The 23,193-nt window shown below is 69.6% G+C and carries 21 protein-coding genes, 1 tRNA gene and 1 pseudogene; 13 read left to right on the top strand and 10 right to left on the bottom strand.

Annotation, left to right across the window (positions count from 1 at the left end; genetic code table 11):
• Positions 1–169 precede the first annotated feature (169 nt).
• The 3 genes from ACFU5F_RS38970 to ACFU5F_RS38960 all read right to left on the bottom strand — a co-directional run bounded on the left by ACFU5F_RS38970 (position 170) and on the right by ACFU5F_RS38960 (position 3,035).
• Complete coding sequence (locus ACFU5F_RS38970; RefSeq protein ID WP_383897976.1) at positions 170–1,441, bottom strand: DUF418 domain-containing protein; 1,272 nt, start codon at positions 1,439–1,441, stop codon at positions 170–172.
• A gap of 552 nt (positions 1,442–1,993) precedes the next feature.
• Positions 1,994–2,067, bottom strand: a tRNA-Trp gene (locus ACFU5F_RS38965).
• Positions 2,068–2,354: 287 nt separating this feature from the next.
• Positions 2,355–3,035 (bottom strand): NAD(P)H oxidoreductase, encoded by a 681-nt coding sequence (locus ACFU5F_RS38960; RefSeq protein ID WP_383897974.1) that lies wholly within the window; start codon positions 3,033–3,035, stop codon positions 2,355–2,357.
• A gap of 104 nt (positions 3,036–3,139) precedes the next feature.
• Between ACFU5F_RS38960 and ACFU5F_RS38955 the strand changes: the two genes are divergently transcribed.
• Positions 3,140–4,081: an AraC family transcriptional regulator gene (locus ACFU5F_RS38955; protein ID WP_383897978.1), complete on the top strand. Its 942-nt coding sequence runs from the start codon at positions 3,140–3,142 to the stop codon at positions 4,079–4,081.
• A 522-nt stretch (positions 4,082–4,603) separates the two neighbouring features.
• Here ACFU5F_RS38955 and ACFU5F_RS38950 read toward each other — a convergent pair.
• Positions 4,604–5,527, bottom strand: coding sequence for a hypothetical protein (locus ACFU5F_RS38950; RefSeq protein WP_383897972.1), 924 nt, complete (start codon positions 5,525–5,527; stop codon positions 4,604–4,606).
• Positions 5,528–6,438: 911 nt separating this feature from the next.
• Between ACFU5F_RS38950 and ACFU5F_RS38945 the strand changes: the two genes are divergently transcribed.
• The 3 genes from ACFU5F_RS38945 to ACFU5F_RS38935 all read left to right on the top strand — a co-directional run bounded on the left by ACFU5F_RS38945 (position 6,439) and on the right by ACFU5F_RS38935 (position 8,668).
• Complete coding sequence (locus ACFU5F_RS38945; protein WP_383897970.1) at positions 6,439–6,843, top strand: peptidoglycan-binding protein; 405 nt, start codon at positions 6,439–6,441, stop codon at positions 6,841–6,843.
• Positions 6,844–6,884: 41 nt separating this feature from the next.
• The gene (locus tag ACFU5F_RS38940; protein WP_383897968.1) at positions 6,885–7,646 is read left to right on the top strand and encodes a peptidoglycan recognition family protein; all 762 of its coding nucleotides are present in this window, start codon (positions 6,885–6,887) and stop codon (positions 7,644–7,646) included.
• A 416-nt stretch (positions 7,647–8,062) separates the two neighbouring features.
• Entirely contained in the window at positions 8,063–8,668 is a 606-nt protein-coding gene (locus ACFU5F_RS38935; protein ID WP_383897966.1) for a TIGR03086 family metal-binding protein, read from the top strand.
• Between the two features lie 218 nt (positions 8,669–8,886).
• Here the strand turns inward: ACFU5F_RS38935 and ACFU5F_RS38930 are convergent, their stop codons facing one another.
• Together ACFU5F_RS38930 and ACFU5F_RS38925 are read right to left on the bottom strand one after the other, a co-directional pair.
• Positions 8,887–9,771, bottom strand: coding sequence for an aldo/keto reductase (locus ACFU5F_RS38930; RefSeq protein ID WP_383897964.1), 885 nt, complete (start codon positions 9,769–9,771; stop codon positions 8,887–8,889).
• A gap of 14 nt (positions 9,772–9,785) precedes the next feature.
• Complete coding sequence (locus ACFU5F_RS38925; RefSeq protein ID WP_383897962.1) at positions 9,786–10,724, bottom strand: NAD-dependent epimerase/dehydratase family protein; 939 nt, start codon at positions 10,722–10,724, stop codon at positions 9,786–9,788.
• Positions 10,725–10,794: 70 nt separating this feature from the next.
• Between ACFU5F_RS38925 and ACFU5F_RS38920 the strand changes: the two genes are divergently transcribed.
• From ACFU5F_RS38920 to ACFU5F_RS38900, 5 genes are all read left to right on the top strand, one after another.
• Positions 10,795–11,703: a LysR family transcriptional regulator gene (locus tag ACFU5F_RS38920; RefSeq protein ID WP_383897960.1), complete on the top strand. Its 909-nt coding sequence runs from the start codon at positions 10,795–10,797 to the stop codon at positions 11,701–11,703.
• Between the two features lie 579 nt (positions 11,704–12,282).
• Positions 12,283–12,624 (top strand): PadR family transcriptional regulator, encoded by a 342-nt coding sequence (locus tag ACFU5F_RS38915; protein ID WP_383897958.1) that lies wholly within the window; start codon positions 12,283–12,285, stop codon positions 12,622–12,624.
• Complete coding sequence (locus ACFU5F_RS38910; protein ID WP_383897957.1) at positions 12,621–13,577, top strand: hypothetical protein; 957 nt, start codon at positions 12,621–12,623, stop codon at positions 13,575–13,577. Before ACFU5F_RS38915 ends, ACFU5F_RS38910 begins: the two co-directional genes overlap by 4 nt.
• Before the next feature lie 199 nt (positions 13,578–13,776).
• Positions 13,777–14,589: a phosphatase PAP2 family protein gene (locus tag ACFU5F_RS38905; protein WP_383897955.1), complete on the top strand. Its 813-nt coding sequence runs from the start codon at positions 13,777–13,779 to the stop codon at positions 14,587–14,589.
• Positions 14,590–16,291: 1,702 nt separating this feature from the next.
• Complete coding sequence (locus ACFU5F_RS38900) at positions 16,292–16,720, top strand: DUF5959 family protein (protein WP_383897953.1); 429 nt, start codon at positions 16,292–16,294, stop codon at positions 16,718–16,720.
• A gap of 24 nt (positions 16,721–16,744) precedes the next feature.
• Here ACFU5F_RS38900 and ACFU5F_RS38895 read toward each other — a convergent pair.
• Positions 16,745–16,911: pseudogene (locus ACFU5F_RS38895) on the bottom strand (IS5/IS1182 family transposase); the annotation flags it as partial.
• A gap of 270 nt (positions 16,912–17,181) precedes the next feature.
• Here ACFU5F_RS38895 and ACFU5F_RS38890 point away from each other — a divergent pair.
• Positions 17,182–17,880, top strand: coding sequence for a hypothetical protein (locus ACFU5F_RS38890; RefSeq protein WP_383897952.1), 699 nt, complete (start codon positions 17,182–17,184; stop codon positions 17,878–17,880).
• Positions 17,881–18,379: 499 nt separating this feature from the next.
• Here the strand turns inward: ACFU5F_RS38890 and ACFU5F_RS38885 are convergent, their stop codons facing one another.
• The gene (locus tag ACFU5F_RS38885) at positions 18,380–18,826 is read right to left on the bottom strand and encodes a hypothetical protein (RefSeq protein ID WP_383897950.1); all 447 of its coding nucleotides are present in this window, start codon (positions 18,824–18,826) and stop codon (positions 18,380–18,382) included.
• Between the two features lie 40 nt (positions 18,827–18,866).
• Here ACFU5F_RS38885 and ACFU5F_RS38880 point away from each other — a divergent pair, with 40 nt between their 5' ends.
• The gene (locus ACFU5F_RS38880; protein WP_383897949.1) at positions 18,867–19,061 is read left to right on the top strand and encodes a hypothetical protein; all 195 of its coding nucleotides are present in this window, start codon (positions 18,867–18,869) and stop codon (positions 19,059–19,061) included.
• Here ACFU5F_RS38880 and ACFU5F_RS38875 read toward each other — a convergent pair.
• Both ACFU5F_RS38875 and ACFU5F_RS38870 read right to left on the bottom strand, forming a co-directional pair.
• Entirely contained in the window at positions 19,058–19,651 is a 594-nt protein-coding gene (locus ACFU5F_RS38875) for a hypothetical protein (RefSeq protein WP_383897947.1), read from the bottom strand. The genes ACFU5F_RS38880 and ACFU5F_RS38875 overlap by 4 nt on opposite strands.
• Positions 19,652–20,543: 892 nt before the next feature.
• Complete coding sequence (locus ACFU5F_RS38870) at positions 20,544–20,954, bottom strand: peptidoglycan-binding protein (RefSeq protein ID WP_383897946.1); 411 nt, start codon at positions 20,952–20,954, stop codon at positions 20,544–20,546.
• A gap of 326 nt (positions 20,955–21,280) precedes the next feature.
• Here ACFU5F_RS38870 and ACFU5F_RS38865 point away from each other — a divergent pair, with 326 nt between their 5' ends.
• The gene (locus ACFU5F_RS38865; protein WP_383897945.1) at positions 21,281–22,108 is read left to right on the top strand and encodes a helix-turn-helix domain-containing protein; all 828 of its coding nucleotides are present in this window, start codon (positions 21,281–21,283) and stop codon (positions 22,106–22,108) included.
• Positions 22,101–22,988, top strand: coding sequence for a helix-turn-helix domain-containing protein (locus ACFU5F_RS38860; RefSeq protein WP_383897943.1), 888 nt, complete (start codon positions 22,101–22,103; stop codon positions 22,986–22,988). The genes ACFU5F_RS38865 and ACFU5F_RS38860 overlap by 8 nt, the downstream gene beginning before the upstream one ends.
• Positions 22,989–23,193 lie beyond the last annotated feature (205 nt).

Here is a 23,193-nt window from a genome sequence, read left to right as displayed (position 1 = left end):
GGCTCGGAGATGTGTATAAGAGACAGGAGTGCTGAAGCACTCCGGCCATGCGCACCCCGGGTGAGACGCCGACCGCTCTCAAGGACAACAGCTCACTCGCCACTCCCCTCGGGGGTGATCCCGGACAGCTGACATCTCTCCCTATACGGACTTCCCGGGGTGCCCGCCCTCAGCGGACGCGGTTCGCCACCTTGGTGGTGCTGTTGAGGAGGTACTCCAGCGGGCCGCGGCGGAAGAAGCGGGACCAGATCGCGGCGAACACGATCGCCCCCAGGATGTACATCAGCACGGGCACCCAGGACGTCGTGGTGCCGGAGCCGGAAGCGGGCCACGCGGACTGTGCGAGGAAGTGGCCGACGTAGGCCGTCAGGGACATGGTGCCCACGGCGATGACCGGCTTCGCCAGACGACGCACTCGCGGCAGGCGGTCCATCGCCACCATCGAAGCCACGATCACAAGGATCGCAGCACCCACGCAGCCGAGGGTGTCGAAGGTGGTACCGGTGTGCGCCACGGCCCCCAGCAGGTCCGAGGCCGACAGCTCGGGCCCGCCAGACCCACTCCCCATGGACCCCGGTCCGGAGCCGCTGCCCATGGACTTCGGCCCGGAGCCGCTGGACGGCCCACCGCCTCCTCCCGAGCTCCACACCGCGTCCGTGCCCGCCAGCAGCATGGACAGGCCGTAGGCGCCCACGATGAGCCCGGCACCGAGCGCGGCCAGGCGCCGCTGAACGGCGACGGCGGACAGATCGAGGCGGGCCAGCGCCATGCCGGCGATCACGAACGTCATCCACGTGATGGTCGGGTAGAGGCCCGTGAGCAGCAGATCGAGTACTCCCACGGTGCTGAGTCGCTCCAGCGGGTCGTAGGCGTTGATGCTCTGCTGGACGGAGTCGCTGAGCCACATCTTCAGGACGAACGCCAGCTGCGGCATGACGATCGCGATCCCCGCAGCTATGAGCGCCAGCGTCCTGGCGCTCAGCCGCACCAGGAGCAGCGCCAGAAGGAAGTAGACGCCGTAGTAGGCGAGGATGATGATGTCCCCGTACTCCATCGCCAGCACGGTGCCCAGGGCCAGCAGGATCACGGCGCGGATCGCGATCCGGGCTTTCGCCTGCCGGCCCGCCAGGCCGGTCTTCGGCTCACGGCGGCCGGCGATCAGCATCAGCGAGAACCCGGCGAGGGTGGCGAACAAGGCCGACGAACGCCCCTCGGCCAGGAAGTACACCCAACTGCCGACGCTGCCGGAGGCTGACGTCATCGGAGCGATGTGCACGATGTACATCCCGAACACCGCCAGTGCACGGGCCAGATCCACCCCGACCATGCGCCCCAGCGAAGGCCCGGAGACCTGACCGGCGGATTCGGACGAGGCTCGCGGCCGTGGAGGCGAGTGCTCCTGCGCAGCCGATGCCTCCTGCGGTGGCTTAATCTGTGTCATACGCAGGATCCTTCGGTGTCTCCACTAGGCAGACCACCCGACAGGCTTCGGCAACGACCCCGCCGACCGGCCGGCACCACCCCGCCGACCGGCGGTACAGCACCGGCCGGCCCGGCGGCGGGCCCGGACGGCCAACCGGCCTACTCCATGCAGGCGTTACCCACCGCAACCGCAAGCCCGACCAACGCACATGCCGACCCTCAAGGCGGAGCACCACATGCGACCGGTGACGCGGACCGGGGGCGGCAGTAGCCTGGGCGGTCGCCCTTCCGTAGAGGCGGGTGTCGTTGACCGTGACGGCCTGCTCGACGCCCCAGGTGGTGGGGGCACCGAAGACGAACTCGCCGCCGTGTGTGGGCGGTCGGCCACCCTTGGGGTCGTAGGCCTGCGGCGGTGTCGGCCGACGCACACCGGTACAGCGGTCGTCTCAGATCTCGACGCTGAGCTCGATACGCTCGTCCGAGTGATGTGGAAGGTGCCGTACCCGTCTTCGACGCGCCTCCGGGTGAAGTCGCCGCGAGGAACGTGATATCTGGGCACGTGATATATGGGCAGGGGCGGCAGGAGTCGAACCTGCGGCATCCGGCTTTGGAGGCCGGCGCTCTGGCCATCTGAGCTACACCCCTTTGACGGATGACAGCTTGGCATGACCAACAGGCCAATCACCAACGGATTTTTGTCGCTTCAGAGACGAATGCTCTCCTCCGCCAGGCAGGCATCACCGCGCATCCCGTGCATTCCGTCCGACGCCAGCGGGGGGAGCGGGCTGCCGGACGCGCGCACTTGCTGGACCGCCTGCCGCCACCCGGCCGGCTGCACCGTGGTCGCCACGGCCGGATCACGCCACCGGCCAGGCACGACGCTCCCCCGCTATCACGCACCGGCTCATCAGCGCGGATGCCTGTGTCCGCCCTCAGGCCGCCGTCGGTTCCGCTGCGAGGAACCCTTCCACGGCCTTCCGTGCGCGGCGGTCGAACTCGGCATACTGCGCCTCACGCTCGGCTCCCGCGACCGCGTCGCCGATCAGGAGATTGCCCTCGGCATCGATACGCTGCGGGCGCTCCTCGGCATCGGGCAGCAGGGTGACGGAGGAGTAGGAGAATCCGCAGTAATAGGCAATACCCTCGCTCAGGTTGGTCTCCAGCACGGCCTGCATCGCCTCTGTGATGGGGTCATCAGAGGTGGCGCCGGCCAGGCCCAGCCACAGCATGCGCTTGCCCGCGAGGCGGGGCTTGCTGCGGCCGTAGGCGAATCCGTAGTTCCACACGCGATCGATCCAGCCCTTGAGGAGGGCGGGCACGCTCTGCCAGTACACAGGGAACACGGCGACGACGACGTCGGCGTCGAGAACGCGCTGCATATGGGCCTGGACTTCGTCCGAGTACGGCTTCTCCCGGTTGCCCCAGTCAGGCTGGTCCGCCATGTTCATGCGCGGGTCGAACCCTTCGGCCTGCAAGTCGAGCAGGTCGACGCGGTATCCGGCGGTCTCCAGTCGCGCGGTGGTACGGCGGGCGGTGTGCGCGGTGAGGGAATCGGCCCGATGGTGTGCGGTGACCACAAGGGCGGTCCTGGCAGTGCTGCTGCGGTGCGACACGGCTTCTCCTGGCTGGTCTCGGTCAGTACGACCAGTCCAGTACACCCGTGATCCATTAGACGATCCATAGAGGAAACGCTCCGCTGCATAGGAGTTCGTCTACGATCGCCTCTGTGGATCCTTTGAGTGCGCTCCTCAGCGGCATCCGGGCCGAGGGTTCGGTCGTCAGCCACGCCGTACTGGAAGCGCCCTGGACCATCCGCTTCGTCGACGGTGCCCCGCTCACGATGGTCAGCGTGCTGCGGGGCGGTGGCATCCTGCTGCTGCCCGACGGCACCGAACAAGCAGTCGGCGTCGGCGACACGGTCATCGTGCGCGGCCCCGACATGTTCCATCTCGTGGACCAGCCGGCCACCTTCGACCGCCCACACATCGAGTACGAAATCGCGTGCTTCGCAGCCGATGCCGAATGCACCGCCCAAGACCTCGGCGGCATCCACTGGGACAACGAACCGGACGGAGCAACCGCACTGATCGTGGGCGCATACCGTGCTTCGGGCCATCGCCATGAACGACTGCTCCGCGCCTTGCCGCCCGTGCTCGTGATCAACGAGGGCACAGAGGTCTGCGCCTGGCTGGAGGCGGCCGCCGCCGACGCCGCCCTGCGTTCGGCCGGCTCCCAGGCCCTGATGGACCGGCTGCTGGACTGGGCCCTGGTGTGCACGCTGCGTACCTGGTTCGACCGGGCGGGCCTGGAAGCCCCCGACTGGTATCGCGGCCTGGCCGACCCGATCCTCGCCCCCGCCCTCGACGCCTTCCACACCCGGCCCTCCAGGAGATGGACCGTAGAGGCCCTCGCCACCGAATCCGGTGTCTCCCGGGCACTGTTCGCCAAACGCTTCACCAAGGTGATGGGCCGCCCGCCACTGACTTACCTCACCGAATGCCGCATGGACGACGCCGAGGCCCTCCTGTCCGACACCGATTCCTCCATCGCTCAGATCGCCAAGTCTGTCGGCTACGCCGACGCCTTCGGCTTCAGCGCCGCCTTCAAACGCCATCGGGGCGTGAGCCCTAGCGCCTTCCGCGCCCGTAACCCTCCCTGAAGGGGCGTTACATCCCTTCCCACCTGTTTCATGATCGCTCGTTGGTGGCGCCGGGTCGTCGCAGGGCCCTTAACCGATCGGCATATTCATGCCGAGATGCGAGGTAGGGGGCGAAGCCCCACCTCGGCGACCTATCCGCCGAGCAGTGGGCGTTGACGACAGCGGCAATCCGTACCTGACCCGGCACCAGCCCAGACCCGAGGACCGCACACTGCGCGAATAGCCGACCCGCCCGTAGAGCCTCACGAACCGAATGCACTGTTGGGAGCAGGTGGAGGAGGACCTGGCCGGCCGGGCCCGGACAGGGTGGTGAGCGCCTGGGGCGAAGGAGGCGGGCCGCTGTGGGGCCGGAACCCGGAGGACACCGGTCGGGGCACCCCGGTGAACGGCCTACCGACCGAGCCCGCACCACCCGGCTTCCCGAAGGTCACGGCGGCGGCCCCCGACTCCGAGCGCTGGGGCGCCGTCAGCGCCGGGGGTACGTAGGGGAGTCGGCGGCCCCGGACCTGACAGGCCGCGCGCTCAGGATCCCTCGGCGATCGTCTCGTCTCGCATCATCTGTTCCAGCTCGTCGTCGGACAGCGGGTGCAGCGTGTCGAGGAGGTGACGAAGCCCCGGCTCGTCGAGGGTCTGGCTGGAGACTTCGACCTCCGCCCCGTGGTGGCGACGGATCAGTCTGATGTCACTGCGCCCGCCGGGGAGATCACTGGCGATCCGCATCTCACCGCGCTCGTCCACAGTGCAGGTCACGTCCTTCTGTACAAGCAGGGCGCAGCGCGCTTTCGGCGTGAGCGGCGAGCGGACCGTCAGGCCCACGTATCCGCTCTCGTCCGGCTGGGCAGGGCCGTAGTCGACCTGGAACTGGCCGGGCCCGACCTCAGCATGGGAGACCCGCATCCCCGGCGGGGTGTCCCCCAGATACAGCAGCTCCGGCCTCTCCCGGTACCGCGCGATCTCGGCGGTGTACCGACGCTGCTGCGCCTGCTCCGGGCCGACGAAGCCCCCGTAGACCACGCCTGCGCCCAGCACGGCCGTAGCCCCGAGCCGCACCCACCTGCTCGGTACGAAGAACGCTGCGGCAACGGTGTACGGCACGCCGGTCAGCGCGATCCGTGTGCCGGCGCTCCCCAGGTCGACGTCACTCCCGTAGGCGGCCAGGCCGGCAAGCACACCGAGCGTGCCGAGGACGAACACCAGGCTCGCCCAGCCGTATCGACGCGACGTGGCGGCACACAGCGGCACGACCGGTCCCGCGGGTAAGCCCGCTGTGGCCAGCAGGACCACCGTCAGCGGCACGCCGAGCACGAAGAACAACGCGGCCGCACCCATGCCGCCGCCCCAGCCCGTCATCAGCAGCCCGAAGCCGAGTGTCGGCACCGCGGCCGTCATCGTCGCCCAGACCAGGAGAAGATGAAATGCCGTCAGTGCCCCTCTGCCGCTCGTCATGCCTGAAGGCTGCCAGCCCGGGTTCCGGCGGGCATGAGTATGCGTACTCAGTACGTCCGCCTCGTTCGGGGCGGCAGGCCCTGGGGGCCGTCCTGCACCTCCTGGAGTGACAAGGCTGCCTGGAAGGGCGAATCGTTGCCCTGCCGTGACCACGGCGTGCAACTCTGGAAGCGTCCGGAGGCCACCGAGCGCCACCACAACCGCCCGTGCCGCAGCCGTGTCCTGCACGTGGAACTCGCCCACGGGGCACACCGCTTCGAGCTGAAGTGCCCGGCAGCACGGCACGACGCGGAGGAAGGACGTCACGGTGCCCGACACCCTGGCGCTCGTACACGACTTCGTCGACCGGGCGGTCGCCGCGCAACCGGGCACCGTGCGGAGGCCGGGTTGTGTCCTCTGCGTTGTAGCAGGTTGTGGAGGGGGAATTGCATGGGTGATGCGGCCATCGGTCTGGCAGCCGCTGTGCAAGCCGTCCGGGCGGAGGTGACAGAGGTGGCTGCCTGGGCTGTGGAAGCGTTGTCCTCCGCGAGCTCGGCGACGGCTGGGAGAAGTTCACCGTTGTGCTTCGGCACGTAGTGAAGGAGGCGTGATAGTAAGCGCCTGGGTGGTCGAAGCCGAGGCGCGGGGTGTCCGCGAAGGCACGCGAACCCACATGACGGCTTCACATTGGCGGCGATCAGGAGGGCGGTACGGGCCTGTTCGGTCAAGGCGCGGATCGGTGCTGCTCGATGGAAGCGATCTGCCCCTTTACGACATGCACCGGACGAGTTCCGGCCAGTGGTATGCCGACGGGGACGGCAGCACGGTTTACTTCAGCTGCAGCAGCACCAAAGGTTGCCCCTGACCTCCGACCGCCGGCCCCGGGCGCCACCGGATGGTGGCCGCCGGGGCCCGTCGCACCGTCCGGAACCATGGCCGCCACCCACCCTGGAGAAGACATCGTGCGCACCCGCACTCACCGCTCGGTTCTCACCTTCGGCACCGCCGTACTGGCCGCCGGAGGGCTGTTGACCGGCGCTCCCCCGGCGAGCGCCGCGGCGGCCGAGACCTACTGCAACCACATCGACGACTCCGCTCGCCCCACGGTCAGCCCCGGGGCCACGGGGGACGCGGTCCGCCAGGTGCAGTGCCTCATCAACTACTACAGCAAGTTCTCCCACTGGCTTGAGGAGGACGGAGGTTACGGCCCGAAGACGCTGGAGGGCGTGCACTGGGTGCAGACCTGCAACGCCACCACGGGCGGTGCGGACGGCGTCGTCGGCCCCAGCACATGGTCCGCCCTCTACACGCCCAAGCCCACCTGCGCCCTCTCGTGACAGCCACATCCAGCGGATCCACTCGACAGGAAGATCACACCATGCCTCCTTCGGACTTCCACGGCGCCCGGAGCATGGGACGGACGGCCCCGCCGGTATCCCGACGCATGCTCCTCGGAGCCCTCGGAGCCGCCGCCGCGCTCAGCGCGGTGCCCCGTCCGCCCGCCGCGGCGGCTGCCACGTCCGCCGCCTACCCGCTGCTCACCCGTGCGCAGTGGGGCGCGGACGAGAGACTGCGTTTCGCCGCCGACGGCACCGAAATCTGGCCGCCGCAGTACTACCCCGTCCAGACGATCAGTGTTCACCACACCGGTGACAACATCTACAACCCCGATCCGGCCGCGTGGATCCGCTCGCTCTACCGCACCGATGTGCAGGTCGACGGCTACGGCGACATCGGCTACAACTACCTGATCGACGAGAACGGCCGGGTGTACGAGGGGCGTTGGTCCGGAACTGACGGTACGGTCGCGCATGATGCCACGGGACGACTCGTCACCGGCGCACACATCCGGGGGTACAACACCGGAAACATCGGCATAGTTCTGCTGGGCACGCTGATCGACACGCCCGCGTCGCCCGCCGCGCGCAGCGCACTGGTCCAGCTCCTGGCCGACCTCGCCGCGCGGCACTCGATCGCCCCCTTGGGCAAGGTGGTCTACCGCAATCCCGTCAGCGGGGTCAGCCGGCCCGCGCCGGCCATCGGCGGGCACCGCCATTGGGCGGACACCACCTGCCCAGGCACGCTGTTCACCGCGATGCCGGCCATCCGCGAGGAAGTCGCCGACTTGATCGCCGGTTGACGCACCGTCGGGCAACTGCGTCAACTCGACCATTCAGCCTGTCGAGTTGAGGCCGCCGTGTTTGGTCGGCCCGGGTGACTTCTTGACCGGGTTCGGGGTGGCGTGACCGAGGCTACTCCCGGCGGCGGCCCTTCCCAGTGGCCAGAGCCTCCGCCTCGGCGACGGCCACGGCGATGCCGAGCGCTTTCGGCAATGTAACTAGCCGCCGTCATGAACGGCGGGCGAGCCCACGACGGGGGCGATGGCGAACACGGCCGACCCGGGCCACGCGGCGACCGACTTCAACCGGCACAGCGGCTGGTACTCGTCATCCTCTCGTCGAAGAAAGCACTGGATCTCCCGTCGCCACAAGTCGAGTGTGGACGCATGACAACGACCTTCATCACTGTGACGGCACCACGAACGGGGGCTCTCCGATGAGCGATGGCGTGATCTCCAGCGGCTGGAATGTCCTGGACTCCTCGCACGAAGCACTGCGCACTGCGATCCGCGCCGTCCCCGCAGACGGCTGGCACCTGCCGACGCCCTGCGCGGGCTGGACCGTAGCCCAGGTCTTCCAGCACGCCGTCGGAGACCAGATCGGCTACGCCGCCGCGCTGACCGGCGAACCCGGCCCCGACTTCAACCCGTTCGCCCCATCGGGCGACATGGAGGGGGTGGACCCGGCCGCGTTCCTCGAGGACTCCCTGGCACGCGCGGCGAAGGCGTGGGCCGGGGTCGACCCGGATGCCGCCGAGGTATCCGTGCCGGTGCCGCCGCACACGTTGTCCCCCTGGTCCGGCTCGGCGGCGTGCGGGCTGGACGCAGCGGTCCACGCCTGGGACATCACCGCCGCGACGGGCCGGCCCTCGCCGGTCACGCCCGAGCTGGCCCGCCCCCTCCTCAAGATCGCCAGGGAGATCGTCGAGCCACTGCGCCCCTACGGCGCGTACACCGCGGCCCTGGCCCCCGACGAGGACGACGACGACGTGGCGATCCTCTTGCGTTACCTCGGCCGCGACCCCCGCTGGAGCGCCTCTTGAACTCCCGCTCCCTACAGGGCGACAAGGCGACCACGGCGGCACGGCACTCCGGCTGACAAGAATGAGAGCCGTCACGAGGAATGCAGCAAGCGCCCGTCGCCGTACGGCCGGTACGCGATGAGACCGAACAGGGGTGTGCGACCTACGCCGAGCCAGGCCCCCAGCGCCCGCAGGAGCGTGTGGTCGCCGAGGTCCGCGGTGACTGCCCGTGACGCAGCTCAGCTCGGCAGAGCGTCCTCAAGTTCCACCAGCTCCCGCGTGTTCAGCGTGAGCTCCACGGCCCTGGCGGAGTCGGTGATGGAGTCCGGGCGGCTGGCTCCCGGTATCGGGATCACTGCCGGGGAGCGCGCGAGCAGCCAGGCCAGGACGATCTGCTGGGGGCTGACACCGCGTTCGACGGCGATGCGGTGGAAGGCCGTCCCGATGGATGTGGGACCGGAGGGGCCGTCGAGGGAACTGCGGGAGATGCCGCCGAGCGGGCTCCAGGGGAGGAAGGCCAAGCCCAGCTGCTCACTCAGCTCCAGTTCGGGCTCGCTGTCGCGGACGGCGGGCGAGTACCGGTTCTGTACGGAGACGAGCCGGTCGCCGAGGATCTGATGTGCCTGGCGGATCTGGGTGGTGGTGACGTTGGAGATGCCGGCGGCGCGGATGGTGCCGGCGTCGTGAAGCTCGCGCAGCGCGCCGACGGATTCCGCCCAGGGCACGGTCGGGTCCGGCTTGTGCAGCTGGTAGAGGCCGATCGCGTCGACGCCCAGACGCTTGGCGGAGGCTTCAGCGGCTCGTTTGAGGTGGGCGGGGGCCGCGGTGACGGTCCAGCGGCCGTCGCCGGGGCGGCCACGACCGCCCTTGGTAGTCACCAGGACATGGGAGGTGTCGTCGCCGTAGCGGGCCAGGGCACGCGCGATCAGCAGCTCGTTGTGGCCCGTCTCGTCGGCGTGCCAGTGATAGCTGTCGGCGGTGTCGATCAGGGTGACACCGGCGTCGAGGGCGGCGTGGACGGTGGCGATGGCCCGGGTCTCGTCCGGGCGCTGCTCGATGGACAGCGGCATGGCGCCCAGGCCGATGGCGCCAACGGTGGTGCGGGCGATGGTGCGGTGCTGCATGGTGGCACTGTTCCTTATGCGTGGGGAGCGGCAGGGGCGGCGAGAGTTTCGGCGACGGCGCCGGGCAGCCAGTCGGTGGTACGGGAGAAGGAGAACCCCAGCAGCTTCGCGCGGGCGTTGCTCATGGCGTAGTGGCGGTCGAAGGAGAACGGCGAGGCCTCCTCGTCTTCAGGGACGGTTCGGTAGACGGCCTCCCGGCCGGCCTGCCGGGCGACGATCTCGGCGAAGTCGTACACATCGAGCGGGCCGTCGGAGCAGGCGTTGACCGGGCCGGTGAAGTCGGCTGCGGTCGCCCACACCAGCAGGTCCGCCAGCTCCTGGTAGTGGATGAAGACCGTGGGCAGCGCCTTCGCGTGCACGGTGATCCCTTCGCCCCGGGTGATGCGTTCGGCGTAGTGCGCCAGTCGGCCGGTGAACTCCCGCGCGCCACCGCCGAGCACATGGGCGCTGCGCACGCTGGCGAAGGCGAAGCTGCCGACCTGGGCCAAGACGGCCTCGGCCTGCCGCTTTCCCTCGGCGTAGTGTGCCTCCAGGTAGGCATCGTCGTGCCAGGGCAGGTCCATGGCCACGTGCCAGGTGGTCGGGTCCACGCTCTCCTCCGACACGGGTGTCCCCAAGGGCACGGTCGGCAAGGCGGCGGTCGCGGGGTCGTAGACCTCGATCGTGGAGGTCATGACGTAGCGCCGGGTACGGCCGGAAAAGACGCGGGCGGCGATGGCGGCCTGTACCGGGGTGTAGCAGACCTGGTCCACCACGACGTCGAAGGTGCGGGCGTCGAGCGCGGCCATCAGGGCGGCCTCGTCGTCGCGGTCGACGACGAGGTGCTCGACCCCGGCGGGCGCCGGGGTGGAGCCGCGATTGATCACAGTGACTTGGTGGCCCGCGGTCTGCAGGCGTCCTACCAGGAGCTTTCCGAAGTAGCGGCTTCCGCCGATGACGCAGATCCTTTGCATGCCCCCAGCCTGGCGGCCTATCGTCCACAGCAGAAGTACTGATTTACGGCATAGATGTTAAGGAAAACTGTTGATCGATGTGCAGCGGCTCCGCATCCTGCGGGCGGTGGCTGAGCACGGCAGCTTCAACCAGGCGGCCGCAGCTCTCCGCCTCACCCCCTCGGCGGTCTCGCAGCAGGTGGCTGCCCTGGAACGTGGGCTCGGTGCCCAGGTCGTCGCGCGCAGCACCCGAGGCGTCACGCTCACCCAGGCGGGCCACATCATGGTCGGCGCCGCCGAATCGGTCGCCGCGGAGCTCGCACACGCACAGCAGCAGGTCGCCGCGCTCGCCACTGGCCGCACCCAGCTCAGCGTCGCCACCTTCACCAGCGGCGGCAGGCTCCTGTTGCCCGCCGCTCTCACCCAGCTCATGGCAGCCCATCCCCGCACGGTGCTCCATGTCAGAGAGGGCGAACCCGAGGACACCCTTCCGCTCGTCCGTCAGGGCGCCGTGGACCTCGCCCTCGCCTACCACTTCGACGGCCCGCTCCCCGTCGGACCGAGCCCCGGCTCCAGCCTGGAGTGGACGCCACTCCTGGAAGACCCCCTGCACGTCGTGCTGCCGCCGGGGCACCGACTCGCCGACCACGACGCGCTCGACCTCGCCGATCTGGCGGCCGAGCCCTGGGTGCTCGGCTGCATGAAGACCGAGGCATACCTGCGCCGTTTCGCCGAGCGCGCAGGCTTCGATCCCGAAATCCGCGGGACGACCACCGACTACTTCTTCGCCCGTTCCCTCGTCGCCGCAGGCATGGGAATCTCCCTGATCCCCTCCATCGCACTCGCCCCCGGGATCCCGGGTCTGAGCACCGTCCCGATCAAGTCGCCGGGCCCGATCCGCTACATCGGCGTCGCCACGATCGGCGGCCGTAACCGGCCCCACGTCACGACACTCATTCACGCCCTTCGCCGGCAGGCGATGCAGCACGACAGGCATTGATCAGTCCTCGAAGAGGACCTTCCCCGCGAGCACGAGGGTGCAGGTGTTCATGGGCGACCACTGATCAAGCGGCGCCCCGTCACCTCTGGGGTCACGGAACCCCTGGTGCTGCCGAGTCCGGCGGTGTGCGCTCGTAGGAAGTGCTGGTGGTCGCAGATGTGTCCGGGCCTCGCCGGCGCCCAGCATTCCGCCGCTGTGTCAACGGCACCCGGCGCCCGCTCCTCGGAGGACCAGGCCGTGGTCGACGCGTTCCGCGCGACGCTCGCCGCGCCCATGCGACGGATCATCGGGTGATCTCCTGTTCGGGGTCGGTAGTGCGGATACCGGCCGGCGTCTCGCGTACGCGCGGCAGATGGACGTGCAGGTGCTCGACTTCGACCTCACGGCGCGGTCGCGGACCTCGCGGGCAAGGAGCCCGGTGAGGCCGCATGAGTACCCGAACGCCGCGCGGGTGCGTCGCGGAGACTGCCGTCGCGCACGTCGGTCTGGAGAGGGTGAGGCTCGCCGCGGGCATGGAGGCGCTGGCGGCGGTCACTCGAGTCGATAGATATATTTCGTAGCACGATATATGCTCGACGCATGACCAGACGGAACCCGTCCCTGACGGAACCGCAGTACTTCATCCTCGCCGCGCTCATGGACGGACCGTTGCACGGTTACGGCATCATCAAGGCCACCGAGCAGGCCACCGACGGGCGGCTGCGGATCGCTGTCGGCACTCTCTACGGCGCGCTGGAGCGGTTGGAGCGGGCCGGGCTGGTCGCCCCCGGCGACGAGGAGATCGTGGACGGACGGGCGCGGCGCTACTACCGACTCACCGAGGACGGCACCCAGGCTCTCGGCCGGGAGGCGCTCAGGATGCAGCAGGCGGCGGCCGTAGTCATCGGACGCTCAGGGAACGCGGGGGCGGCCCCCGCATGAACCGTCTGCTGCTCGCGGCCTATCCCGAGTCCTACCGTTCCCGGCAGGGAGAGGAGTTGCTGACCTGCTTGGCCGAGACATATCCCGGCCGCTCCTGGCCCCCGTCGCGGGAGGTCGTCGCCCTGGTGCGTGCCGGGGTGCAGGCCCGCGCCCGTGCCGTCGTCGACGACACGGCCCGGCCGTGGTGGCTGGACGGCATCCATCTGACCGCCCTCGTCCTCGCCGCTCTGGCGCTGGTCCCGTACTTGCAGGATGTATGGCACTGGGCACTGCACATCGACCCCGGACCGCATGCCATCGCATTCCACTTCTCCGGCTGGTACCCGTGGGCGGACGGGCCTGGGCCGACACGCCTCCTGCCCTATGGGCTGCTCCCGCTGGCCTGCCTGATCGCCCTGCTGCGCGGCAAGCCCTGGATCGCCCTGCCGGCCGCGGCAGCCATGATCTGGGCGGGCGCCACGTCCCCCGGCCGCATCCTCTTCGGCGACGAGGGAAAGAGGGGCCTGAGCTACTACGGGCTGGGCGCCCCGATAACGGCCCGTGACCTGGTCCTCTCGGGGATGCTGTGTGCCGCGTGCGCCGTGCTGGCGCTCTGCCGTCCCAGCCGGCTACGGCGCCGCTCCTACCTCTGGCTGGCCCCCGTCGTACTCGCCATGTTCGTGGCCGGCGGCCTGCACGTCATCTCCGTCAGCCCGGCCTTCCAACGCGGCCTGTTCGCCCTTGAAGTCGCCGCGCTGATCGCCGCATGGGGGGCGACGGCCGCCACCGGCGACCACCGGTGGCTGATCCCCGTCGCCGCGGTCGCGATCGTCCGCACGCAGGCGATCGTCGTCCAGCCGGACGCGTTCATGCAGTCCTTTCCGGACCTGGTCGTCCTCATCCTGCTTGTCGCACCCCTCCCCGCCCTGGCGTTCACCGCCCAGCGCCGACAGGCGCAGGCACTCGCCGAATAGAGCGGACCCCCGGCGGGCCGACCGAGCCCGGCGGCCCCGTCGTGCCGCAAGACGTGCGTGACCGAACTCCCCCAACGGAAGAAACAGAGCAATGACTCAGCACGACTCTCCGACCCTGCCCGCGCACCGTCCGGGGGCCTCAGGGCAGGCCCCCGAGGCTCCCGACAACCCCAGACCGTCGCGTTCGACACGGCCGTGGATGCCGGCTCTGCTGTACACCTTGGGGTTCCTGACGGTCTACCTGCTCGCCATCTGCACCCCGTGGGGGCAACGAGCCGAGAACGCCCTGTTCGGTCTCAGTAGAGGGAACCCCGAGGATGTATGGATCTACCCCCTGTCAGGAGCGGCCTACAATTCGACGCCCCTGCCGCCGCTGGAATTAAGCGCCAAACCGACCCTGATGGTGGGCCTGGCCGTCATCGTGGTCCTCACCCTGGTGCGGCGGTGCTGGTGGCAGGGGTGCGCGGCACTTGGGGTCGTCGTTCTCACGACCGGAGGCAAGGAGGTGCTCAGATCGGCCCTCCCCCGCCCCGATCTGGTGGGCGCGCCCGAGAATCTCCTTGATCAGGGTTTCCCCAGTGGGCACACGGCCATCCCCGCCGCGCTGACCCTCGCCGCCGTCCTCGTGCTTTCCCCCCGCATCCGCCCTTATGCCGCCACGGCCGGTGTGCTGTGGCTCGCCTGCATCGCCGCCTACAGCGCGACCAACGGCGGCCACCGGCCCAGCGAAGTGTTGGGGGCCGCGCTATGGGCCTGTGCCTGCTACGGCCTCGCAACCTGGCTGCTGCCGCCGGCCGCCGCGCCGGGCGCCATGCGGAGCCCTCGTGCGCTGCCCGTCATCACCCTGACGCTGGCATTGGGCATCGCCCTCGTCTCCGGCGCCCGCAACGACACCCTCACGAGGTCACTGGTCTCCGCGGCGACGGGCTTCGTGTGTGCCGGCCTGGTGTGGTACGCCGGAGCCGTGCGGCCCGCACGCACCGGACGCCGCACAGGCCCCGCCCTGCGGTGACCATGGACCGGCTCCGGGCGGGAACCGGCGCATCCTGGTAAAGCGGCGATCCGACGCCCCCGCCAAGTCGTAGAAGCCGTCGACGCCCGAGCGGGGATGCCCTCCCGCCCGGCGGGTCCTCCCGTGGTCCGGTCAACAGGTCTGTGCCTCCCGCCTGCACGTCCGATGGCGACGCGGCGGGAGCCGGCGGGCAAGTCGGCCAGGTTGGCTGGGTTGGCGAGCGGCTGGCGGGCGCCGGTGGTGTTGAGGACGGCGTCCTGAACACGGAGGCTGAGGCCGTCGAGGCAGACGATGTCGCGGGCGGCTGCCGGGTCGCGGAGCCGGTCGCGGACGTCCTCGATCCGGTCTACGGCGCCGCTGGGGGCGGACGTCGACGAACACGTAATTCGGCTCTGTCGGGGATCTTGTGATGCTCCTTCAACGGCAAGGATCACGAGTTACTTCGCAGTCCGTTCTGTCGGCACTGACTCAAGGCGGAGAAGTTCTTCGGGGGAACAGCCGGAATCAGGATCTTCTACCAGGCAGAGGTTGAGTCCCCGCTCGTCCCGCCGGACCAGAGCCGTCAAAAGGCATGAGTCCTTCGGAGAGTCGATGCGCAGGGAGACCGTGTCGCCGCTGGTGAGCGCGTCATCTGCGAAGGAGGAACCCGCCTCGTCCGGCGCGCTGAAGAAGCTCCAGTGTCCGGTTGCAGCGTCCGGGCACGATGTGCCCCCCAACATCGCACTGTTCAGGCTTTCCCCCGTCATACGGTGGTCCGCCCGCAAGCGAAGAAGAGCGCCACCCGGGCTGCTCCACTCGCCAGCAAGCGTCGGCTGATCAATGCGAGCCGCGCCTCCACCTGCATCAGCGCAGGCAACGCAGGCCCACGCCAACGCTGCGACCAGAGCCGACCACCGTCTCGCTGAAGTGCTCATCCACATCCCACCCCAGACCTGACTGAACGCGTTCAGAATAGACGGGAGGCTCGGACGATCTCACAGCGCACGGTCCCTGTGGCAGGGGCATGGGCCCAGACGTACGCGCTGGCGTAGGACGGACAGCGCGTCGAGGCGTCGAGGCCGGCCTGGGCTGCGGCCGGGACACAGACTGCTGCTTCCGTCCTGGTCGGCGGGGAGGCCTGAAGGCGCGGAGGTGGGGGCGGAGGCACTGGCCGCTCTCGGTGAATCCGCGCTCGCGCAGTTCCCGGTGGAGCTGAGGAATGTGTGACAGCCCTCCAGCCGGCGGGCGTGGAGGGAGGGCTTGTGCTCGTCCAGCACGGACAGTCGTTCGATGGCCTTGGCCAGGAGTTCGTCGAGGCTGGCGACGCGGACGAAACGGCGGACTGTGGGGTAGTCCGGCCTGTACTTCTCGGGCGCATGGCCGCTGCCCCGGCCGCCCCGGGCAGCGGTGATTTCGACGAGGGCGGGTGAACGTTGGGTTAGCTCGGCTGTCTCGGCGCTGCGACATCCTTCCCTGCTCATCTCCTCCTCCACAGCGGTAATCCAGTTTCTGACCGAGCCGTCAGCCGCCATCCCCTCCGGCAACCCGGTGGAGTTGGTGGGCCGGGCTGTCACCATCTGCTCAACCGTCTGCTCCTCTAGCTGAGGGCTGGCAACGTTCGTCGACGGCTCCGGGCAGCGCCGAGAACCCCAGAGAATGGGATGGCGGACGTACCCATGCCAGGGCGAGGATCTCTCAAGTACTCGCCGATGAAGGGGCAGCTGTGGACGACATTGTTCCGAGAGAGCTCATCTCTCTTGCTGATGACGAGGGGAACAGCGTCACCGTCAACGTTCTGGGGCGTGATCCCAGGTGGCCCCACGGGCTGGAAGCCGAGATCGTGGTCAGGACGCCGTTCGTGTCCGGCCGTGTCGACCTGGCGCTGTACGCATCGAGACTGGAGAGCTGGGCGGACGCTCTGAACAGGCTCGATGCCGGCGAGAATGTTGCCTGGATGGAGATGAGCAGTGGGCCATCGATCTTCATCGAACTCACCGGCGAGCGGGACTGCCCGGAGGTCGTCGTGGAGGACGAGTCGGGATCCATGGTCACGGTCCGGGTGCCGCTCGTGCCGCCGGACGACTGGATCGCTGACCACCAACAGCGTCTCCAGCAGGTGATGCAGCACTGGGTTCCGCTGCTGTCAGCGTAGGGAGACAGACCTCCGCCAGCACCTGCGGTCCCCGAGTACGACGTCCGGGCGGCGGCGCGAGTGGCCCCGTTCGCCACGCACGGCCGGCACCGCTTGAAGCAGTTGGATCAGCTGGGTGACGTCGTTTCGGTTGCCGCCGCGAGTAAAAGGCCGGTGGCGTCGGTGATGAGGTGCTGCTTGCTGCCGTTTCTGCACCCGTAGCCGGGTCGGCGCAGTCGACGCGAGCCGCGTCGCGGGGACACCGACCGCAGGAGGCGGGATCGTCGCCGTCCCGTACGCGGCCGATGCCGCAGGGCCGGCCCATCCGCTCCGCTGGGCAGGCTCCAGCAGTTGCAGAACAGGGACATCTCGGTGCAACCGTCCCCCACCCGTCCGCGTCTCCGCTCCTGCCCAGCGGGAATGCCGGGCCATAGTGCGACGGGGAGTGACAAGTGAACCGATCCAGGGGATGGGCGAGACGGGTGTCCCAGCTGACCGCCGCGGGGCTGGTCGCGGGGCTGGTCGTGGCCTGCGGGCCGAAGGACTCCGCTGCGGGCGGACCGGCCGTGAGCGGGAAGCCTGACAAGACGTCGAAGCCGGCGACCGCCACACCGACCAAGACGCCCGACAGTCCTGCGAAGACCCCCGGTACCCCCACCACGCCTCCGTCCCCGAAGGCGAGCGGTACGGCGGCCGGCGGCACCAAGGCCCTGACCTGCGAGCAGCTGCGGAACGCGTCTCTGGACGGCGGAGGACTGGAGGGCTACGGCATCTCAGGAGCCGCCCTCAGCGCAGGACGCTGGGAGGGCGCGGACGGTGTCGTGATCGAGCTGCAACCGCAGTGCGCGATCGGCGACATCACCGGGGACAGCGCGCCAGACGCCGTAGGAGCCCTGAAGATCTCGACCGGCGGCACCGGAAAGTTCTACACGCTGGTGACGTGGCGCAACGACGGCGGAACCCCCGTCCCCGCGGCCGCCGCCGAACTCGGCGACCGTACACCCGTGGTCTCCATCGACTTCCCCTCCAGCGGGGCACCACGACAGGCGACCGTCGTCTACCGGACTCGCGGCGACGACGATCCGGCGGCCGTCGTCACCCTCACCCGTACCGCCGTGTACGAGGTCAGCGAGCCCACCATGGTGGAACTCCACCACAGCGACGCCCCCTACACCCCGTAACCGGCCACACCCACGACCGGCGGGCACCGCCCGGCCCGGGTACGACGAGAGCAACCCACTAGGGACCCGACCGGGCACTCTGCGAGCGGATCACGGGCAGTTCAGGCACGTGGGGCACGACGTCGGGCGGGAGACGTCGAAGGGCTGGAGGTCGCGGCGGCCGCCGTACCGCCTGGCGGGGCGCCGCCACCGGCCGGAATCCTGGCGGGCGGCGTCGCCGCCCCCACCACCGGCGCGGGAATCGCCGGCGTGACGTTCAGGTTCTTCAGGCTGCCCCGCCCGGCGGCGAACGACCACCCTCTCCACGATGACCACGGCGCCCCGGAACCAGAAGTCGTTCGCGGGGCGGGGCTCACCAGCACGATCCGTCTGAGCACACGCAACAGGTGCCATCCGCGCTGCGCACCGACCGCGGAGTGGCGCCCGGCGGGTGTAGAGGATGGCCACAGGCTGCGCGCTGGTGGCCGCGCGACTCGGTCACGCGGCCGGCACACGTCCGTCAGGCGTGTCCGCTGTACGCCAGGCTGCACGACTCGTAGGAGCCCTTGACGGCGCAGAGTTGGATGAAGACCTTGGTGCCCTCAGTCAAGTCGCCCGACTGCCAGGGGCTGTGGTAGACGGCCGAATGCCCCCGTGTGGTGGCACGACGATACTCCGGGGAGATCATCGTGGCTTCCATGCCGTATCCGTCGGACAGCCGGTCCAGGACGCGGAACGCGTCCCCGGGCTCGTGCTCGGGGTCGTCCGGAATGGGGTCGCCTCGCCACTCCATGAGGCCCGCGTAGGTACCGTTGTAGTACGCGGCGATGGTAAAGCTTCCCTCGGAGGACACTCCACTCTTCTCGAAGGTGAAGGACTCCGCTTGCGCGTGACCCGCTCCCAGCGTGAGCGAGCTGCCGACCGTGAAAGCACAGGCCGCCAGAAGTGTGGCGAAACGCTTATTCATCCGCCTTGAATCCCCCTGATACGTACGGGCGTTGGTCACCGTGATCATCGACTACCGCCAAGGCGTCGTCAACCGGGTATGGACGCCGACCTGTGCCTCACTGCTGTCGCGGGAGCCTTGGCCCATTCCCGGGTGGGATGTGGTGGAGGTGGCGGATGCCAGCGATGCGGGCGGTTCCGGGAACGTGGCTGCACCCGCCGACGCGACCGAAGTAAAGGAGTTGTCGCCGGACTAGGAGGCGTTGACGACCGCCGCGGTCGATGTAGGGGGGACGGCCAGCCCGAACAGCGGGCCGAACGCCTGCCCGTCCTCGTCGGTCACGACGTAGTCCGGTTCGGTCTTCGAGACGGCTGCTTGCAACCGGATGACGAGGTCGGGGACAGGCACGATACGTAGCGACAGGGCCGCGGCCACCTGGGCAGCCTCGTGGTCGATGTCCGGGTTGTACTTGTCACGAGTCCGTTCGCGGTGTTGGGCGGCGATCTGCATGACCGCCACATCGCCACCGCCCGAGAACGAGAGGCAGTCGTGCCATTCCAGCCCGATGATGATCTCCAACGCGTCCGCCAGGTCATCGGCGAGGAGCCCGCCTTCCCCTTCTGAACCCGCGAACACCACCGGCCGGCGACCGTTTTGCTCGGCACACAGGAAGTACGCCCCACCGGCGGACTCCCCGGCGATCACCTCCAGCGACGCACCCGAGGCAAGCCTCAAGCCTTCGCCATAGTGCTTCCGATGGATGTCGAAGCCGAACGACGACCTCAGCAGTAGATCGATCTCTGGGGTGTTCTGGATCAGGTCGAGCAGGCGATCACTTGAGCTCATGGCACGGACGATAGCGAGTGACGCTGACACGTCAGGGGCAGGGCGAACAAAGAACGACGCGAGCGTCGAACACTTCCGGAGCCCGCAAGAAGGCCTGCTGGCCCAGAGTCCAGGCAGTGGCCGGTCGATCAGGGGCGGGCGGCGTTGAAGAGGGGCCCGAACGGCTCGCCCTCGTGGCCGACGACGGGGCAAGCCGCTGCTTCCGGTCCCCCGCAACGCGCCGGCCGAGCGCGCGGCCGCACGGTCGCTTCGCCGGACGAAGCCGGGCAGATCCTCTCGCCCGGTGCATCGACAGCGCGCGGATTTCCCCGCTGAGACCAGGCTGCTGCCGTTCCACCCTCCGCGCTCTCGCAGTTCGCCCGAGCCGGGCGGCCGCGCACCCGGCAGCGCGCCTGCTCCGGGTACCTCCAGGCACTCGCAGGCCCCAACACCGCACCGGTGGTTCGCCGTCGAGCACGTCCGGCGGCACCAAGCCGGGCAAGTCGCTCACGAGCGGCGGAACGACAGCGCCCTCCAACCCCGCTCCCCCGGCCGCATCACAGGAGGTACCCGACCGACTCAGCGGTGTGAGCGTCAGCGCCTCGGCCGGAAGAAGACGGGCCGGCACTGGCGGCGCGGCAGGTCGAAGCTGAAGCTCAGCGTCGGCTGCCGCACCGGAGGCATCAAGGTCTCCCAGGCCACGTTCGACAACTCCGGCCTTCACGACCGGGTTTGAGGCGTCCGTCCGCCTCAAGGAGGACGTGCATGCCGCCGTCTCCGCTCGGCGACCTCGATCCCTACGAGCGCCTCCTTCACCCCGCGCTGTCCCCCGTCGCCGACTCGCCCCGGCTCGGCCACGCCGTACGAGGCCCCTACCGGAGGCGGTCCGCAGGCCGTCGCGCCTGTGCCACGGTCAGCAGGAGAGACGGCGCAGGCGGGGCCAGCTCTCCTCGCCGATCACACCGTCCTCGTCCAGATTGCCGTTGCAGGCGTCGTTGTAGATCTGCTGGAACCTCTTCGCCGCTGCCTTGGAGTTGCGGCCGAAGATGCCGTCGACCGTCCCCGGGTTGTAGCCGTGGTACTTCAGGATGCACTGCGCTTCCTTGCCGGCGGCGGTCACCTGCGAGGTGGAGGGGATGACGGTGTTGCCGTTGTAGTAACCCGCGGAGAGCCGGCCGGTGGAGCTCATGTTGACGTCACACGGGAAGACCGTGGCCGCGGCGGTGCCGGCTGCGACGGCGACGCCCCCGGTGGCCGTGCCGCCCATCAGGGTGAGGGAAGCGAGCATGATCGCGGTGCGTTTGCGGGCTGCGCTGAGTGCCATGGGGAACCCCCGGAGAAGGTGTGGTCTGGATATCGGTCGTGTTCGACCGGACGGCCCGGGTGAACCCTGCCGTCCGGTCGAACGAGAGCCATGGTGGAGGGTCGGGCTCCTCATCGGCCACAGAACCCGCCCGGTTGGGACAGCGCGGGACGCATCCCGCTCTGACCTGCTGGGACGTCATGCGGGACGACGCTGTGGCGGGACGTGGGGATGGCGTGAAGGTGTGAGGGACGAGAGAGGTGGGGAACGTGTGCCCGCACGTTCGTATCTCCGTACGCTTAGCCACGCTGAGGCCGCACACGAAGGAATGCGCGAAGGAGGTGGGCATGCGGCGTTGGAAGGCGCTGCCCGAGTCGTTGGATCCGCGGATCCGGCAACTTGTGGTGCAGCTCCGACAGTTGAAGGACCACAGCGGTCTGAGTCTGGCCGCACTGGCGAGCAGGACCTCGTACAGCAAGTCGTCGTGGGAGCGTTTCCTCAACGGGAAGGCGGTGCCGCCCCGCACCGCCGTCGAGGCCATGGCGGACGTGTGCGGCGGTGATCGGATCAACCTGACGGCGCTGTGGGAGGTGGCCACATCCGCTGTCGTACCGGACCCCGCGCCGCCGGGTCCGCAGGAACAGCCGGGGCCTCAGGCGGCGCGAGAGGAGGAGCGGTCACCGGATCCGGAGCGGCCGCACGAGAGGGCATCCCCGAGCGAGCGGAAGGGCTCCCGCCGCCCCCTGCCCAGGGGGCCGCTGGCCATGGCCTCGGCGACCGCCGTCGTGATGGCGTTCGCGGCGGCGGCTCTGGTGGCCGCACGGCCCTGGGAGTCGGCGCCGGAGCCGGGAGAGCAGGGCAGGAGCACGAGCGTCCCGACCTCCACGTACTCCGCCCGGACGTTCCCCTGCTACTTCACGGTGCGCGACGGCCTTCTGTACGCCGGGCACAGCACGACCCTGGCCGACGAGTACGGCGTCGGAACCACCGTCGAGGCGGTCGCGGAGGTGCAGTGCCTGGTCAAGAAGCACGGCTTCGACCCGAAGGGGATCGACGCCTCGTTCGGGCCCAACACCAAGGCCGCGGTCCAAAGATTCCAGCGATCGCGTGGGCTCGACGACGACGGCATCGTTGGTCCGATGACCTGGCGCGAACTCAGGAAGCCGAGTGGCTGAGGGTACTCGGCCGGAGCCGAGCGGCACTTCGGGGCCGACCGCGCCCGAGGTCCACCACCTCCTGGAGCGGCTGCGGGAGGCCAAGCACGGCACCGGTCTGAGCTTCGCCGCGCTGGCTGCCAGGACCCCGTACAGCAAGTCGTCGTGGGAGCGCTATCTCAACGGCAGGACGCTGCCGCCCCGCGACGCGGTGGAGACGCTCGCGAAGCTGAGCGGCGCGGATCCGGCGAGGCTGCTGGCACTGTGGCGGCTCGCCGACCGCGCCTGGAGCGGACGGGACGCGCGCGACACCGCGGCAGGAGGGGAGGCCGCGGGACGGGAGACCAGGCGCGAAGGCGCGGGGGACTCCCTGGTGAGGGCGGACGTCCGGGCCGGCACGCCGCCGCTCGCCCCGAGGGCACGGAACCTCAACCGCGGGGCCGTGGTGGTCGCGGTGGCGGGAGCCGCTCTGGCTGCCGCGCTGGGCGCGGGGAGCTGGGCCACCTGGGCTTGGACGCACGGCGGCGGGCGTGAGGAGGCGGCGCCCCGACTGAGCACAGGCCCGTGCCGAGGTGAGAGCTGCACGGGCCGCAACTCCGAACAGAGGGACACGGACTGCTGGACGGACGCGCACTCGCGTGCACGGCGGGAGATCGCCGGCCGGGTCGTGGAGCTGCGGGTCAGCCTGATGTGCCGTGCGTCATGGGGCCGGATCACCGAACCGCGGCGCGGGGACCGGGTGTGGGTCGAGACCACCGACGAGCAGCACCAGTCGGGTCAGGTCGCCGTACCGAATCGTGCCATCTACACCCTGATGATCGGCATCGAGCGGCCGTCTGACGCGCGGGCGTGTTTCGAGTTGGCCGGTGGACGGTCCGGTTGTACACCCTGGGGGCGTTGAGCGGGTACGGGCTGCACCCCGCCGGTCTGCCGCCCCGCCCCTCGGCGTGGACGGCGGCCCTGGGACCCCGCCCGGTCCACCGGGCATCCGTTCGCGACACCCTCGGTCAGAGCGGGGGCATGATGGGGCGCTCGCGGGGCATGTCCTCCGGGCTCGCGCCGTCACCCTGGAGAAACGGCACGGTGCTGGGGGCTCCGGCCATGGC

This window comes from Streptomyces sp. NPDC057438 (genome assembly GCF_042802995.1).
Lineage (GTDB): Bacteria > Actinomycetota > Actinomycetes > Streptomycetales > Streptomycetaceae > Streptomyces.
The sequence above is the reverse complement of the archived record's forward strand: the minus strand, read 5'-3'. Positions and strand labels throughout refer to the sequence as shown.

Bases quoted from the DNA above. Each gene is read 5' to 3' on its own strand.
- ACFU5F_RS38970 (WP_383897976.1), bottom strand. From the start codon at position 1,441: ATGACACAGATTAAGCCACCGCAGGAGGCATCGGCTGCGCAGGAGCAC.
- ACFU5F_RS38910 (WP_383897957.1), top strand. From the start codon at position 12,621: ATGAACCGTCTGCTGCTCGCGGCCTATCCCGAGTCCTACCGTTCCCGG.
- ACFU5F_RS38885 (WP_383897950.1), bottom strand. From the start codon at position 18,826: ATGAATAAGCGTTTCGCCACACTTCTGGCGGCCTGTGCTTTCACGGTC.
- ACFU5F_RS38870 (WP_383897946.1), bottom strand. From the start codon at position 20,954: ATGGCACTCAGCGCAGCCCGCAAACGCACCGCGATCATGCTCGCTTCC.
- ACFU5F_RS38945 (WP_383897970.1), top strand. From the start codon at position 6,439: ATGGCCGCCACCCACCCTGGAGAAGACATCGTGCGCACCCGCACTCAC.
- ACFU5F_RS38940 (WP_383897968.1), top strand. From the start codon at position 6,885: ATGCCTCCTTCGGACTTCCACGGCGCCCGGAGCATGGGACGGACGGCC.
- ACFU5F_RS38875 (WP_383897947.1), bottom strand. From the start codon at position 19,651: ATGAGCTCAAGTGATCGCCTGCTCGACCTGATCCAGAACACCCCAGAG.
- ACFU5F_RS38925 (WP_383897962.1), bottom strand. From the start codon at position 10,724: ATGCAAAGGATCTGCGTCATCGGCGGAAGCCGCTACTTCGGAAAGCTC.
- ACFU5F_RS38950 (WP_383897972.1), bottom strand. From the start codon at position 5,527: ATGACGAGCGGCAGAGGGGCACTGACGGCATTTCATCTTCTCCTGGTC.
- ACFU5F_RS38930 (WP_383897964.1), bottom strand. From the start codon at position 9,771: ATGCAGCACCGCACCATCGCCCGCACCACCGTTGGCGCCATCGGCCTG.
- ACFU5F_RS38865 (WP_383897945.1), top strand. From the start codon at position 21,281: ATGCGGCGTTGGAAGGCGCTGCCCGAGTCGTTGGATCCGCGGATCCGG.
- ACFU5F_RS38905 (WP_383897955.1), top strand. From the start codon at position 13,777: ATGCCGGCTCTGCTGTACACCTTGGGGTTCCTGACGGTCTACCTGCTC.
- ACFU5F_RS38915 (WP_383897958.1), top strand. From the start codon at position 12,283: ATGACCAGACGGAACCCGTCCCTGACGGAACCGCAGTACTTCATCCTC.
- ACFU5F_RS38935 (WP_383897966.1), top strand. From the start codon at position 8,063: ATGAGCGATGGCGTGATCTCCAGCGGCTGGAATGTCCTGGACTCCTCG.